Source organism: Rhodoferax sp. GW821-FHT09E07, assembly GCF_059416145.1.
Window position 1 is genome coordinate 66,958 of record NZ_JBWKOP010000004.1, and the last position, 14,101, is coordinate 81,058.

At 61.7% G+C, this 14,101-nt stretch carries 15 protein-coding genes; 11 read left to right on the forward strand and 4 right to left on the reverse strand.

Going from position 1 to position 14,101, the window contains the following annotated elements; genetic code table 11:
• Positions 1-115: 115 nt before the first annotated feature.
• The 3 genes from AC07OE_RS08580 to AC07OE_RS08590 form a co-directional block, all read right to left on the reverse strand.
• On the reverse strand, positions 116-1,099 hold the full coding sequence (locus AC07OE_RS08580; RefSeq protein ID WP_495070150.1) for a BMP family lipoprotein: 984 nt from the start codon (positions 1,097-1,099) through the stop codon (positions 116-118).
• Positions 1,100-1,254: 155 nt separating this feature from the next.
• On the reverse strand, positions 1,255-2,181 hold the full coding sequence (locus tag AC07OE_RS08585) for a pseudouridine-5'-phosphate glycosidase (protein WP_495070480.1): 927 nt from the start codon (positions 2,179-2,181) through the stop codon (positions 1,255-1,257).
• Positions 2,182-2,206: 25 nt separating this feature from the next.
• Positions 2,207-3,157: a PfkB family carbohydrate kinase gene (locus tag AC07OE_RS08590; RefSeq protein WP_495070151.1), complete on the reverse strand. Its 951-nt coding sequence runs from the start codon at positions 3,155-3,157 to the stop codon at positions 2,207-2,209.
• A gap of 83 nt (positions 3,158-3,240) precedes the next feature.
• On the opposite strand from AC07OE_RS08590, the gene AC07OE_RS08595 reads away from it, so the two are divergent.
• The 4 genes from AC07OE_RS08595 (at position 3,241) to AC07OE_RS08610 (ending at position 6,915) form a co-directional block, all read left to right on the forward strand.
• On the forward strand, positions 3,241-4,173 hold the full coding sequence (locus tag AC07OE_RS08595; protein WP_495070152.1) for a ribokinase: 933 nt from the start codon (positions 3,241-3,243) through the stop codon (positions 4,171-4,173).
• A 31-nt stretch (positions 4,174-4,204) separates the two neighbouring features.
• The gene (locus tag AC07OE_RS08600; RefSeq protein WP_495070153.1) at positions 4,205-5,191 is read left to right on the forward strand and encodes a nucleoside hydrolase; all 987 of its coding nucleotides are present in this window, start codon (positions 4,205-4,207) and stop codon (positions 5,189-5,191) included.
• A 24-nt stretch (positions 5,192-5,215) separates the two neighbouring features.
• Positions 5,216-6,061 carry a 2OG-Fe(II) oxygenase family protein gene (locus AC07OE_RS08605; protein WP_495070154.1) on the forward strand — a complete coding sequence of 282 codons (846 nt, stop codon included), beginning with the start codon at positions 5,216-5,218 and terminating at the stop codon, positions 6,059-6,061.
• A 107-nt stretch (positions 6,062-6,168) separates the two neighbouring features.
• On the forward strand, positions 6,169-6,915 hold the full coding sequence (locus AC07OE_RS08610; protein WP_495070155.1) for a hypothetical protein: 747 nt from the start codon (positions 6,169-6,171) through the stop codon (positions 6,913-6,915).
• A 14-nt stretch (positions 6,916-6,929) separates the two neighbouring features.
• On the opposite strand, the gene AC07OE_RS08615 is transcribed toward AC07OE_RS08610, so the two are convergent.
• Positions 6,930-7,310: a MerR family transcriptional regulator gene (locus AC07OE_RS08615; RefSeq protein ID WP_495070156.1), complete on the reverse strand. Its 381-nt coding sequence runs from the start codon at positions 7,308-7,310 to the stop codon at positions 6,930-6,932.
• 75 nt (positions 7,311-7,385) lie between these two features.
• Here AC07OE_RS08615 and AC07OE_RS08620 point away from each other — a divergent pair, with 75 nt between their 5' ends.
• From AC07OE_RS08620 to AC07OE_RS08650, 7 genes are all read left to right on the forward strand, one after another.
• Positions 7,386-7,844: an SRPBCC family protein gene (locus tag AC07OE_RS08620; RefSeq protein ID WP_495070157.1), complete on the forward strand. Its 459-nt coding sequence runs from the start codon at positions 7,386-7,388 to the stop codon at positions 7,842-7,844.
• An 89-nt stretch (positions 7,845-7,933) separates the two neighbouring features.
• Positions 7,934-8,725, forward strand: a complete 792-nt coding sequence (locus AC07OE_RS08625; protein ID WP_495070158.1) for a sulfite exporter TauE/SafE family protein — start codon at positions 7,934-7,936, stop codon at positions 8,723-8,725.
• A gap of 2 nt (positions 8,726-8,727) precedes the next feature.
• The gene (locus tag AC07OE_RS08630; RefSeq protein WP_495070159.1) at positions 8,728-10,545 is read left to right on the forward strand and encodes a nitrite/sulfite reductase; all 1,818 of its coding nucleotides are present in this window, start codon (positions 8,728-8,730) and stop codon (positions 10,543-10,545) included.
• A gap of 29 nt (positions 10,546-10,574) precedes the next feature.
• Entirely contained in the window at positions 10,575-10,973 is a 399-nt protein-coding gene (locus AC07OE_RS08635; protein ID WP_495070160.1) for a DUF934 domain-containing protein, read from the forward strand.
• A gap of 20 nt (positions 10,974-10,993) precedes the next feature.
• Entirely contained in the window at positions 10,994-11,773 is a 780-nt protein-coding gene (locus AC07OE_RS08640) for a phosphoadenylyl-sulfate reductase (RefSeq protein ID WP_495070481.1), read from the forward strand.
• Entirely contained in the window at positions 11,770-12,702 is a 933-nt protein-coding gene (cysD, locus tag AC07OE_RS08645; RefSeq protein WP_495070161.1) for a sulfate adenylyltransferase subunit CysD, read from the forward strand. Before AC07OE_RS08640 ends, cysD begins: the two co-directional genes overlap by 4 nt.
• Positions 12,702-14,033, forward strand: a complete 1,332-nt coding sequence (locus tag AC07OE_RS08650; RefSeq protein ID WP_495070162.1) for a sulfate adenylyltransferase subunit 1 — start codon at positions 12,702-12,704, stop codon at positions 14,031-14,033. Before cysD ends, AC07OE_RS08650 begins: the two co-directional genes overlap by 1 nt.
• The last annotated feature ends 68 nt before the right edge of the window (positions 14,034-14,101 follow it).

The following is a 14,101-nucleotide window of genomic DNA, read 5'->3' on the forward strand; positions in this document are numbered from 1 at the left end:
TCCTCACAGGGGCACTCCCACCGATGTGAAAAGCCCACGACACCAAAGGCACCGCGGGCTTGTCTGTCCGTAGGGCGGGCCCGGACCAGCGTCCTGTGCCCACCTTGTCAGGTTCTTAGAACTTGCAGGCGTTGTCCGCCATGAAATCAGCCACTTTGATCTTGCCGCTGATGATGTCAGCCTTGGCAGCTTCCACCTTTTTCTTCATGTCGGCCGTCACCAGCTTGGCGTTGTTGGCGTCCATGGCATAGTCCACGCCACCTTCTTTCAGGCCCAACACGGAGATGCCAGGCTTGTGGCCCTTGGCCACGTTGTAAACAGCCACGTCCACGCGCTTGAGCATGGAAGTCAGCATCGTGCCGGGCTGCAGATGGTTCTGGTTGCTGTCCACACCAATGGCCAGCTTGCCGCTGTCCTTGGCAGCCTGGTACACACCGATGCCAGTGCCCCCAGCAGCAGCAAACACGACGTCCACACCTTGCGAGAACTGGGCCTTGGCCAACTCGCCACCACGTGCTGGGTCGTTCCAGGCGGCACCGGTCGTGCCGGTCATGTTGCCAATCATTTCAGCCTTGGGGTTGGCCCACATAGCGCCTTGCTTGTAGCCGCACTCAAACTTGCGGATCAGAGGGATGTCCATGCCGCCCACAAAGCCGACCTTGCCACTCTTGCTGGCCATCGCAGCCATCGCGCCCACCAGGAAGCTGCCTTCTTGTTCCTTGAACACGACGGACTGCACGTTGGGCAGGTCCACCACCATGTCGATGATGGCGAATTGCAGCTTGGGGAATTCCTTGGCTACTTTTTCGATGCTGGACGCCTGGCCGAAACCAATGCCGATGATGGGGCTGGCACCGCGTTCAGCCATACGGCGGATCGCTTGCTCACGCTGGGATTCGTTGGTGATTTCAAACTGGAGGTACTTCTTGCCAGTTTCCTTTTTCCACTTTTCGATGCCGGTGTAGGCAGCTTCGTTGAAGGACTTGTCGAACTTGCCGCCCATGTCGAACACGACCGCGGGATCAGCGGCCATGGCTTGGAAGCTGGCAGCCAGAGTAGCAGCCAAAAGGCTCATGTGCACAGTAGTTTTCATGTTCATAACGTCTCGCAATTCCCTATAAGGTTTAAAAAAAGACACGGCTTTCAATGTAAGCCAAGAATACCTTCGCGCTGTAGTGTCACCATCAGTGCTTATCCGTATATAAGTTAATCGTTATAACCTGTTTATCGTTACAAGCATCCGACTTTTGTCACTCAGGCGCCCTTGCCCAATCCGGCCAGTTCAATGCCCACGGCGGCAGCCAGTCTGGCGTTATTCAGTACCAACTGGATGTTGGCCGCCAGGCTGTCGCCACCCGTGATGTCACACACACGGGCCAGCAAAAACGGTGTGGACTCCTTGCCACCAATGTTTTGGGCCTGGGCTTCGGCCAGCGCCTGCTCAATGGCCGCGTCAATCGCGGCCCGCGGCATGGCATAAGCCTCGGGGATAGGATTAGCAATGACCATGCCACCCTGGAGGGACATGGCCCACTTGACGTGTAAAGCCCGCGCAATCTGCTGCGGGGTGTCCAGCCGGTAGTCCACGGAGAACGTGCTGTCGCGTGTAAAGAAGGCCGGCAAGGCATTGGTCTGGTAGCCCACCACGGGCACGCCATGCGTTTCCAGGTACTCCAGCGTCAGGCGCAAATCCAGAATCGACTTGGCACCCGCACACACCACAGCCACGGGCGTTTGGGCCAGTTCCTGCAAGTCTGCAGATACATCAAAGCTTTGCTGCGCACCGCGGTGCACGCCGCCAATGCCCCCCGTGGCAAACAGGCGAATGCCCGCCATGGCCGCAATGATCATGGTGGATGCCACCGTGGTGGCACCCGTCGCACCGGCGGCCACGATGAAAGGGACATCACGACGGCTCACTTTCACCACATCTCGGCCCGACTTGCCCAACGCCTCAATCTCTGCCGTCGACAACCCCGCCTTCAGGCGGCCGTTGACGATGGCAATGGTGGCGGGCACCGCACCGTGGCTGCGCACTTCCTGCTCCACCTGCAGCGCCGTGGCCACGTTTTGCGGGTACGGCATGCCGTGGGAAATGATGGTGGATTCGAGTGCCACAACGGGCTGACCCGCATCCAGCGCGCGCTGCACTTCGGGGGCAATATCAAGATAGGCGTTCAGTGTCATAGAGGTTCCAAAAAATATCTCAAGCCGCTACAGCGGCCAAATGTCTTTGCACCGCTGCGTGCGACAGGTCCAAAGCGTTGGCGAATGTACTGGAAAGGGTGATCTCGGCGCAGGCCATGGCGTATTCCACACTGCGCGGCAAGGACAGGCCCAGTGTGTGCGCATGCACCAATCCGGCCAGCAAAGCGTCGCCCGCCCCCGTGGTGCTGACCACCGGCACTTTGGCAGCGGCGCGCACGCCGGTGCTGCCGTCGGCATCGCACCAGGCTACCCCGGTGGCGCCCAGGCTCAGCACCACGCGCTGCACGCCCAGGCCATGCAAGGCCAGTGCGGCACGTTGGGCATCTTCGTTGGTATCGACCGCTGTGCCGCAGAGGGCTTGCGCCTCAATACGGTTGACCTTGAGCGTGTGTAACCGGCCCAACACGGGCACCAGGCGCTGGCATTTGGCCACCGACACGGTATCCACAAACACGGGCTGCGTCGCATGCTCCAGCAACCAAGCCAGAGTGGGGGCACTCAGGTTGCAATCCAGCACAAGCACGTCCGTCTGTGGGCGCATGGCGGGCTCGGCACGCAATAACGCGGGCGTCAGACTGTCCAGAACGGCCATGTCGTTCACCGCCAAAGCCATATCACCATCTGGTCCGTGCATGGACAGGTAAGTGGCGGTGCGTTGCCCGGTCAATGCTTTGACCCCGGCCACATCCACGCCGACGCTGCGGGTGTGGGTCAAAATGTCACGCCCGAAGGCATCATTGCCCACGACAGAGACCAGTGCCACCGCACTGCCCAGGCGCGCCAGATTCTCCGCAATGTTGCGGCCCACGCCACCGGGCGCGTAATGGATATGGCCTGGCGTTGAGTCGCCGGCCAACAGGGGAATGGACGCTTTGGCGCCCACGTCCATATTGGCGCCGCCCACTACGGTGATACGGGCGATGCCGGTACGGGTCATTTGCTGGGACATTGGGGTCTATACGCCGGGACTTATCGTTGAATGGGAAATTCGGCGTCAGAATAGACGCTCTTTGTGTACAGAAAGTGCAACCGATGATACTTGTGGCTGGCTCTGCGAATCTGGACTTTGTGGTCCGGGCCCATCACATCCCCAGCCCGGGAGAAACCGTGCTGGGCCGCGATTTCAAAACCTTCCCAGGTGGCAAAGGTGCCAACCAGGCCGTGGCCAGCGCCCGCGCCGGTGCGGCGCCCACGCACATGTTGGTCGGCCTGGGAAATGATGCATTTGCCGTACCGCTGGAGGCGTCACTCACAGGTGCAGGCGTACAACTTCACATCGTCCGCACGCCTGACCACCCCACCGGTACCGCTTTCATCTGCGTGTCCGATGATGCCGAGAATGCCATCACGGTGGCACCGGGCGCCAACGCCCAGTTGCGTCCCGAGCACCTGCCCAATCTGAAGGGCTTCACCCACATCCTTCTGCAATTGGAAACCCCACTGGAGACGGTAACCGCCTATGCCAAGGCCGCCCGCGCCCAGGGTGTAACGGTCGTGCTGAATGCAGCCCCCGCGCAAAGCCTGCCTGCCGAGTTGCTGGCACACACCGACGTGCTGGTAGTGAACGAAGGCGAGCTGGCTACCGTGTCCGGCCACAGTGGCAGCATTGCCGAATGCCTCGCGCGTATCAACGTGCCTACCGTGGTCGTCACCCTGGGGCACCACGGCAGTTGCGCGCGCCAACACGGTGCATTCACCCTGCAAGGTGCCTACCCCATCACGCCCGTGGACACCACTGGCGCAGGGGACACCTTCTGTGGCAGCTTGGTCGCAGCCCTCAGCCAGGGCAAGAGCCTGCCCGACGCACTGCAGTACGCCAGCGCCGCCAGTGCCATTGCCTGCACACGCTGGGGCGCCCAGTCCAGCATTCCCGAAGCGGCGGAGGTCACTGCCTTCATCGCGCAGCTCGCCAAAACCTCCCCCGAGGCCGAGCAGGCGCTACGCGCCTTCTGTGGCCTGAGCTGATTTTTGAATCTTTTTTAACCGAGACGTTTGTATGAGCAATACCACCGCACGCAAAGTAATTTATGACACCGACCCTGGTGTAGACGACGCCATGGCGCTGTACTACGCGCTGGCCCACCCCGGTATCGATGTGGTGGGTATCACCACCACCTTTGGCAACGTGACGGTGGAGCAAGCCGCCGTTAACGGCCTGTACTTGACCGAAATCGCCGGCAAGAAAATTCCCGTGACCCAAGGTGTGAAAACCCCCTGGCTCAAAGCCCCCGGCACCCCGCCCGACTTCATCCACGGCGCCGATGGCCTGGGCAACCTGCCTAGCCGCGTGCCCACCAAGAGCGTGTTGGACCCCCGCCCCTCCGCCCAGTTCATCGTGGACATGGCGCGCGCCCACCCCGGTGAAATCACCCTGGTGGCCGTAGGCCCCTTGGGCAATCTGGCCACCGCGCTGAAGCTGGAGCCCAACCTGCCCAAGCTGCTGCAAGAAGTCATCATCATGGGCGGCACGGTCGCTGAGCCTGGCAACGTGTCTCCCGTGGCCGAAGCCAACATCTGGAACGACCCGCACTCGGCCGACTTTGTGTTCACTGCCGGCTGGAAACTCACCATGGTGGGCCTGGACGTGACGCACCAGTTGATCCTGCCACTGGCACTGTTCAAGAAGGTAGCCGACCAGCACAAGCATGTCGCCACCGACGTGTTGCACCATGCCGTGGCCTTCTATGCCGACTTCTACAGCGGCATGTACCCGCATGTGGCCAAGATCCACGGCTGTTTTGGCCATGACGTGCTGGCCTTTGTGGCACTGACCAACCCGGAGATGTTCGAGATTCAAAGTGGTCGAATTCGCGTGGCACTGGACGGCGCTGGCAATGGCCAAACCATGATGCGCCGCAAGGACATTTTCTACCCTCAACCCGGCTGGGGCGACGAGATGCCCGTCACGCAGGTCTGCATGAACTTGCAAGTGGACGCAGCGCGCGACCTGATCGAATCCACCCTGCTGTCGAATTGGCTGTAATTTTTGACCCTAGCGAGAACCGCCATGCATTTACCCGTCGTTGACTTCACCAGCCCAACCGCTCCACAAGAGTTTTGCAAGAGCCTGCATGAAACAGGCTTTGGCGTGCTGAAGAACCACCCGCTGAGCCAGGACCTGGTGGAAAGCATCTACGCCGAATGGCTGGGGTTCTTCCAATCCGAGGCCAAAGACAAGTACCCCAACGACCCGGTAAAACATGATGGTTACTTCTCGCCCAGCGTGTCTGAAACGGCCAAGAACAATACCAAGAAAGACCTCAAGGAGTTCTTCCACATCTACCCCTGGGGCCGCTATCCCGCAGAGGTAAGTGACAACGCCAAGCGCTACTATGCCCAGGGCGCCAACTTGGCGGCGACCTTGCTGGGCTGGGTGGAAGAAAACTCACCGCCCGAGGTCAAGGCCCGCTACTCCATGCCACTGCCCAAGATGATCGAAGGCAGCGACCACACGCTCTTGCGCGTGCTGCACTACCCGCCCCTGCGTGGCGACGAAGAACCTGGTGCCGTGCGTGCCGCCGCCCACGGCGACATCAACCTGCTGACCATCCTGCCCGCGGCCACCGAACCCGGTCTGCAAGTGCTGGGCAAGGACAACGCCTGGTTCGACGTGCCTTGCGACTTCGGTCTGTTGATCGTCAACATTGGCGACATGTTGCAGGAAGCCTCAGGCCATTACTACCCCAGCACCGTGCACCGTGTACTGAACCCCGCGGGCGAAGGCGCCAAGAAGTCGCGCATCTCACTGCCGCTGTTCCTGCACCCGCGCCGCGAAGTCGTGCTGTCCGAACGCTACACGGTGGAAAAATACTTTAACGAGCGCATGGAAGAACTGCGCGGCAAAAAGTACTAGGCACCCGCGCAGGAAATAACCGCCTTTTCCCCGCCATATCGGCTGACCTGCACCCGCGGCCTGCGGTACCTTCGTGCGCACGCGCCATCTGCGCACAGGGGATCACTGTGGACATCAGCCAAATACTCAAGTCCAGCACTGCTGGCACCAACACCAGCACCCAAACTGCCGAGCAGAAGGCGGCCCAGGCGGCAGCCAAACTAAGCCCGGCTGCGCAGGCCGCTACCAAAGCGGGTAGCCGCATCCAGTCGCAGCTGGACACCACTACCACCCAACTCTCCGCATACGGCAAACTCATCTCCACCGTATCCGATGCGCAGCTCGCTGCCAAAAGCCTGCGTGGGCTTACCGCCGCATCGCCAACTGCGGATGTGAAAGCAGCGGTCAGCAAATTGGTCAACACCTTCAATACCGCCATCACCACCGGCAAGACCACAGCAGGCATTGCCGAGTCCGGCAACGCCAAACGTGTGAGCAATGACCTGGGGCGGGCCATCACCGCAGCCCCCGGTGTGCTGGATGCACTCAAGAAAATCGGCTTCAAGCAAGCGTCAGACGGTACGCTGACGGTGGATGCAGCGAAGTTCGACGCGGCACAAAAAGCCGCCCCTGCCGCCGTGGAGGCCACGCTGGAGAAGCTGGGCAACTTGGTCGACAAGGTGGCTACCAAAGAACTGGCCGCAGGCAGCGCCGTGGCGGGTTCGATCGACGCGCTGAACCAGCGCGCAACCCTGCTTAAAACCCAGAAGAACGCCATGGCCACGCTGATGCAGCAACTGGCCACCCAATCCTCCAGCAGCAACAGCTCTGGGTTTGGGGGGTATGGGGTGTCTGCCTACCAGGCGAACAGCTGAAACCCTGAGTGGCTTCAACCGGGCGCGTCACTGCCCATGTGACGCGCCGCCCGGTCTTCCAGACGCTGCTGTTCCCGCATCAGTACCTTGCTGACCTTGCGCAGGTTTGCAATCTGGGCTTGCACCGCGGCGCGTTTCTCTGCCATGAGGCGGGCGCCTTGCGCGCAATCAATGCTTTTGGCACGCATGGCGCTCAGCACCTCGCGGATCTCCTGCAATGAGAACCCCAGGGATTGGAGCTGTTGCAGCAACGTGGTGTCTTTGACCGCGGACTCCGAGTAATCGCGGTAGTTGTTGGCCCCGCGGCTGACGCCGACCAGCAGGCCTTCCCGTTCGTAAAAGCGCAGGGCATGGCGCCCCAGTCCGGTTTTGCTTTCCAGCTCGGCAATGCGCATGGATATTTCTCTTGACTGTAGACCCAACTCTACAGATTAGCATGGACTTCCAAACAACTTGACGACGACATGCCCATGCATTTGCTGACCGAAAAAACCACTCACATTCGACGTCCTGCAGAGGCTGTATTCAACTATGCGGTGAACATGGAGACGTTTGGAGAATGGTTCCCGGGCATCATCAGCATCGCATCGGCAAACGACCTTCCTCATGGGCAGGTGGGGAAAAAATACCTTGAAACGGCGTCAATGCCGTTGAGGGGAACACGAAAAATCCCACTGGAAGTGCATGAGATACAGGGGCATCATTTTTTCGCCACGCAAGGACTGCTTCTGCCCTTGTTGCCACGCATGGAAATTTCACTAAATGAAACAGGCATCAATTCCTGCCAACTCATATGGCGTATGTTCAGCAGAAATGACAGCCTCCTTGTCAGGTATACCTTGCTCCCACTGGCCAAGCGCGTGATGGACAAACGCGCTGCACTGGGTGTTGCGGCACTGAGGAAACGACTGGAAGATAGCGCACCGTAAGGCAAGGGGATATCTATATAACCAAACCTCATACCCCCATAGCAAAAAAATAGTTTTCAATCTAAGCCCGCCCCCCTAAAGTCCGTGCCATGCATGATTTGGCGTTTGTATTTGCGGGCTTCTTTGTGGGCTTGGTGGTGGGGCTCACTGGGGTCGGCGGCGGCTCGCTGATGACGCCCATCCTGATCTTCTTTTTCGGTATCAAGCCCTACCTTGCGGTCGGCACCGACCTGCTATTTGCCGCGTTCACCAAAATGGGGGGCACCATCAAACTGGCGCGCTCCAAGCATATTGATTGGCGCGTGGTGCTTAATCTGTCTGCCGGCAGCATTCCCGCCGCGCTCATCACCCTCTACACCCTGCACACCTTGGGCGCGACTAGCCCCACGGTGCAGCATGTCATGACCACCACACTGGGTGGCGCGTTGTTGTTGACGGCTGCGGCCACGCTGTACAAGGCCCTGCGCGGCAAGGCGGCGCCAGTGTCCGTGGCCGTGGGCCAGGAAGCTGCGGCCGCCCTCCCCCGCCACTGGAGCCTGCCGCTGCTGTTCGGCGCCCTCATTGGCACGCTGGTTACACTCACGTCCGTCGGCGCGGGCGCCATTGGTGTCACGGTGTTGATGCTGCTGTACCCGCTGCTGCCTCTGCCGCGCATTGTGGCGGCGGACATTGCGTATGCGGTGCCGCTGACGCTGGTGGCCGGTTTGGGCCATGCCTCGCTGGGTTCGGTGGACTGGCCCATGCTGGCCAAGCTGCTGGCGGGCTCGATTCCCGGCATCTGGGTGGGTTCGCACCTGATGTTCAAAACGCCTGAGCGCGTCATTCGTTCTTTGCTTTCCATTCTTCTTGCCTATGCTGGCTTGAAACTCATTGCACTCTGACCATGTACCAATACACCGAATTTGACCGCCAGTTCGTCCGCGCCCGTGCTGCCCAGCACCGCGACCAGCTGGAACGCAACCTGGCTGGCACGCTGAGCGACGACGAGTTCCGCCCCCTGCGCCTGCAAAACGGCTGGTACATCCAGCGCTACGCGCCGATGCTGCGCGTGGCTGTGCCCTACGGCGAGTTGTCCAGCGCCCAGCTGCGCGTGCTGGCCCGCATCGCCCGTGAATACGACCACCCCAGCAAAGAAGTGTTCGACAAGGCCATTGGTACCCAGGCGACCTGGGGCACCACCCACCTGCCCGTGGGCTACGGCCACTTCACCACACGCCAGAACGTGCAGTTCAACTGGATTCCGCTGGCCAAGAGCGCCGACGTGATGGACCTGCTGGCCACGGTCAACATGCACGGCATCCAGACCAGCGGCAACTGCATTCGCAACATCACCAGCGACGAGCTGGCTGGCGTGGCGCCCGATGAGATTGCTGACCCGCGCCCCTGGGCCGAAATCATGCGCCAGTGGAGCACGCTGCACCCCGAGTTCGCCTTCCTGCCGCGCAAGTTCAAGATCGCCATCACCGGCGCCACGGCCGACCGAGCAGCCACTTACTGGCACGACGTGGGCCTGCACCTGAAGAAGAACGAGGCGGGTGAGTTGGGCTTCAAGGTACTGGTGGGCGGTGGCATGGGCCGCACGCCCGTCATCGGCACCACCATCCGCGAATTTCTGCCTGCGCTGCAGATCATGAATTACCTGGAAGCCGTGGTGCGCGTCTACAACCGCTGGGGCCGCCGCGACAACATGTACAAGGCGCGCATCAAGATTTTGGTGAAGGCCGAAGGCCAGCGCTATATCGACGAGGTGGAAGCCGAGTACCAGCAGATCCTGACCGTGGACGGCGCGCCGCACACCATCACCCAGGCCGAGCTGGACCGCGTTACTGCATCCTTTGTGCCGCCAGCCCTCGTGGAACGTGCGCCGGCAGCTACCAAAACCGTAGCAGTTCCGCCCGAACGCCAGAAGGACTACGACCGCTGGTTGCAGCAAAACGTCGCCAAGCACCAGAACCCCCAACTGCGTGCCGTGACCCTGAGCTTCAAGCGCCTGGGCCAGGCCCCTGGCGACGCCGACGCCGACCAGCTGGACACCGCCGCCGCCCTGGCGGACGAGTTCAGCGCTGGCGAAGTGCGCGTGACGCATGACCAAAACTTGCTGTTGCCTTGGGTGCACGAAGCCGACCTGCCCGCCCTGTGGGTGGCGGCCAGCCATGCCGGCCTGGCGCGCAGCAACATCCGCCTGCTGACCGACATGATTGCCTGCCCCGGCGGCGATTTTTGTGCGCTGGCGAATGCCCGCTCTATCCCGATTGCCGAAGCCATCACCGAGCGCTACCAGGACATGGACGAGCTACACGACCTGGGCGAGATCGACCTGCACATCAGCGGCTGCATCAACAGCTGCGGCCACCACCACAGCGGCCACATCGGTATTCTGGGTGTGGATAAAGACGGCAAGGAGTGGTACCAGGTGTCCCTGGGCGGCTCCGATGGCTCCACGCTGAGCGGCGCTGCCGTGCCCGGCAAGGTGGTGGGTCCCTCCTTTGGTGCGGGCGAAGTACCTGGTGTCATCGAAGCACTGCTGGACACCTTCCGCCTGAACCGCCAAGGCCGCGAGACCTTCATCGACTGCGTGAAGCGCGTGGGCTTTGACACCTTCAAGGCCGCCGCCAACAGCGCCCGCCTGGCCGACAAGCACGAAGACCTGCACGCCCTGCCCAAGTCGTCTGGCTATGCCAAAGACGCGCAAGAAGCCTGAATCCCGGACGCAGAAAGAGAGAATTCACTATGAAATTGATAGCTGCCTCCGTACATTCCAACGGGGCTACTGCCGAAAATGCTCAAAACATTCTCGCCATTGCCAACACCGAAGACCCGCGCAGCCTGTCGCTCGAAGGCGTGACCCGCATCGACCTGCACTTCCCCAAGTTCACCGACGGCCGCGCCTACAGCCAGGCCTTCCTGCTGCGCCGCCGCCTGGGCTTCACCGGCGAAATCCGCGCCACGGGCGATGTGCTGATTGACCAACTGGTGCAGATGGAACGCACAGGCTTTGACGTGGCCGTGCTGCGCGAAGACCAGAACGTGGACTTTGCCCAGCGCCAGTTCGACCGCTACCGCGGCTTCTACCAGGGTGACGCCGTCACCGTGAAGCCAGTCTTCGCCCGTGAAGGAGCTACCGCATGAGCGACGACACCGTCTCCAGCCTGGGCAGCCGCTTTGCCGTGCAGGCCCAGCCCGCCGGCAGCGCTATCACACGCAACGCCGCGCCCAGCGGCGAGTACACCATCAAACTGGCCGAAGCCCAAGCCGTGCTGGCCCAGGCGGCAGCCCAATTTGCGGGTGAAGACGGCGCGCCTTCCAAGGTGACACAGGCCTCCAGCCTGGGCGCCGAAGACGTGGTCATCAGCCACCTGATCAACAGCCTGAAGCTGGACATCGGCATTTTCGTGCTGGAAACCGGCCGCCTGCACCAGGAAACCCTGGACCTGCTGGAGCGCTTCAAGGCGTCCAGCCGGGCTGCCGTCACCGTCTACACGCCTGTGCAAGAGTCCGTCATCCACTTCGTGGACCGCGAAGGCAAGGACGCGATGTACAAGAGCATTGAGCTGCGCAAGGCCTGCTGCGGCATCCGCAAGATGGAACCGCTGGAGCGGGCCCTCAAGGGCAAGGACGCCTGGGTGACCGGTCTGCGCCGTGAGCAGTCGGGTGCGCGTGCCGATGTGCCGCTGGTGGACACCAGCGAGAAGCGCACCAAGATCAACCCCCTGGCCAACTGGACCTGGGGTGATGTGTGGCACTACATCCGCGAGAACAAGCTGGACTACAACCCCCTGCACGACCAGTTCTACCCCAGTATCGGCTGCGAGCCCTGCACCCGCGCCATCAGCCTGGGTGAGGACTTCCGCTCCGGCCGCTGGTGGTGGGAGGACGAGGCCGCCAAGGAATGCGGCCTGCACGTGAAACACGAAGAAGCAAAAGCATGAACGCCATGACAGACACCTCCCATTTCAATCGCCTCTCCAACCAGCACCTCGACGCGCTGGAAGAAGAGACGATCTTCATCCTGCGCGAAGTGGCGGCCGCCTTTGAGCGCCCCGCCCTGCTGTTCTCGGGCGGCAAGGACTCGCTGGTCATGCTCAAGTGCGCCGAGAAAGCCTTTGGCGTGGGCCGTATTCCCTATCCGCTGCTGATGATCGACACCGGCCACAACTTCCACGAAGTGACCGACTTCCGCGACTTCCGCGCCAAAGAATTGGGCGCCGAATTGATCGTGCGCAGCGTGGAAGACTCCATGGCCCGCGGCACCGTGCGCCTGGCCCACCCTGGCGAAAGCCGCAATGTGCACCAGTCGGTCACGCTGCTGGAAGCCATCGACGAATTCCGCTTCGACGCGCTGATTGGCGGCGCCCGCCGTGATGAAGAAAAGGCCCGCGCCAAGGAGCGCATCTTTTCCCACCGCGACAACTTCGGCCAATGGCAACCCAAGGCCCAGCGCCCCGAGCTGTGGACGCTCTTCAACACCCGCCTGCAGCCCGGTGAACACTTCCGCGTGTTCCCCATCAGCAACTGGACCGAGCTGGACGTCTGGCAATACATCGAACGCGAAAAGATCGCACTCCCCAGCCTCTACTACACGCACAAGCGCGACGTGGTGGAGCGCAAGGGCCTGCTGGTGCCCGTAACCGACCTGACCCCTGCCAAGGATGGCGAGAAGATCGAAAGCCGCGACGTGCGCTTCCGCACCGTGGGCGACATCACCTGCACCTGCCCGGTGGACAGCCTAGCTGCTACAGCGGCTGACATCGTGATCGAAACCCTGGCCGCCGACGTGAGCGAACGCGGTGCTACCCGCATGGACGACAAAACTTCTGAGGCTTCCATGGAGAAGCGCAAGAAAGACGGATACTTCTGATGACTGCTACTGTTTCTATAGCTACTCCCGCACATTCCACGGGGGCTAGCGGCCAAAATGACACCTCATCCGCGCTGCGCTTCATCACCTGCGGCAGTGTGGACGACGGCAAGAGCACGCTGATTGGCCGCCTGCTGGTGGACAGCCGCTCGGTGCTGCAAGACCAACTGGCCAACGTCTCCAAGAGCGGTGAAGCCGACCTGGCGCTGTTCACCGACGGACTCTCTGCCGAGCGCGAACAAGGCATCACCATCGACGTGGCCTACCGCTACTTCGCCACGCCCGCCCGCAAATTCATCATTGGCGATGCGCCCGGCCATGAGCAGTACACCCGCAACATGGTCACCGCGGCCAGCAGCGCCCACGCGGCCGTCGTGCTGGTAGACGCCACCAAGCTGAAGTGGAATGTGGACGGCCTGGTGGACCTACTGCCCCAGACCCGCCGCCACAGCCTGCTGGTGAACCTGCTGCGCGTGCCCGGCATCATCTTTGCCGTGAACAAGCTCGACGCGCTGGGCGACGACGCGGCCAAGGCCTTTGCCAAGATCACCGAGGCGCTGCACGACTTTGCCGCGCAAGCTGGCATTGCCGTCACCGCCACCATTCCCATGTCGGCCCTGAAAGGCCACAACGTGGTGACCGCCAACCCCGGCTGGTGCGGCTACAGCGGCCCCAGTTTGCTAAGCCTGCTGGAAACCCTGCCGGTGACGGCAGCTGAAACCGACGTGCCCTTCGCCTTCCCCGTGCAGTGGGTCGAAAAGTTCCATGACTCGGCTGACACCAGCAAGGGCCGCCGCGTGTTCTGGGGCCGTGTGGCCACGGGCACCGTGCAGCCTGGCGACACCGTCTCCATCCTGCCCAGCGGCAAGACCGCCGTGGTGGCCCAGGTGCTGAACCACGCCCGCGTGCCCAAGAACGTGGGGGCCGGTCACGGCGCCGGCCTGGTGCTGGACCGCGAGGTAGACGTGTCGCGCGGTGACTGGATTCTGGCCTCCAATGACGCGCCCAGCCACTTCGAGACCACGCGCGAGATCAAGGCCACCGTGGCCTGGATGGACGACGAACCCCTGGTCGCCGGCCGGGTCTACCTGGCGCTGCATGGTCACCGCTGGATCAAGGCCAAGGTTAAGCGCATCGTGCACAGCCTGGACATCAACACCCTGCAAGAGCACGATGCGAAAGAGATCCTTCCCAACGCCATTGGCCACATTGAAGTGTCTCTGCAGGAGCCGATTGCGGCTCTGCCCTATGCCCAAAGCCGGGTGCTGGGGTCGCTGATTCTGGTGGACACGGCAAGCCACAAGACCTCGGGCGCGCTGCTGCTGGGTTGATGCAACGCAAAGGAGTCGCCCCTGTTTACAGGGTCGACTTCAAAACCCAATAAAATCAAAGGCTTGGC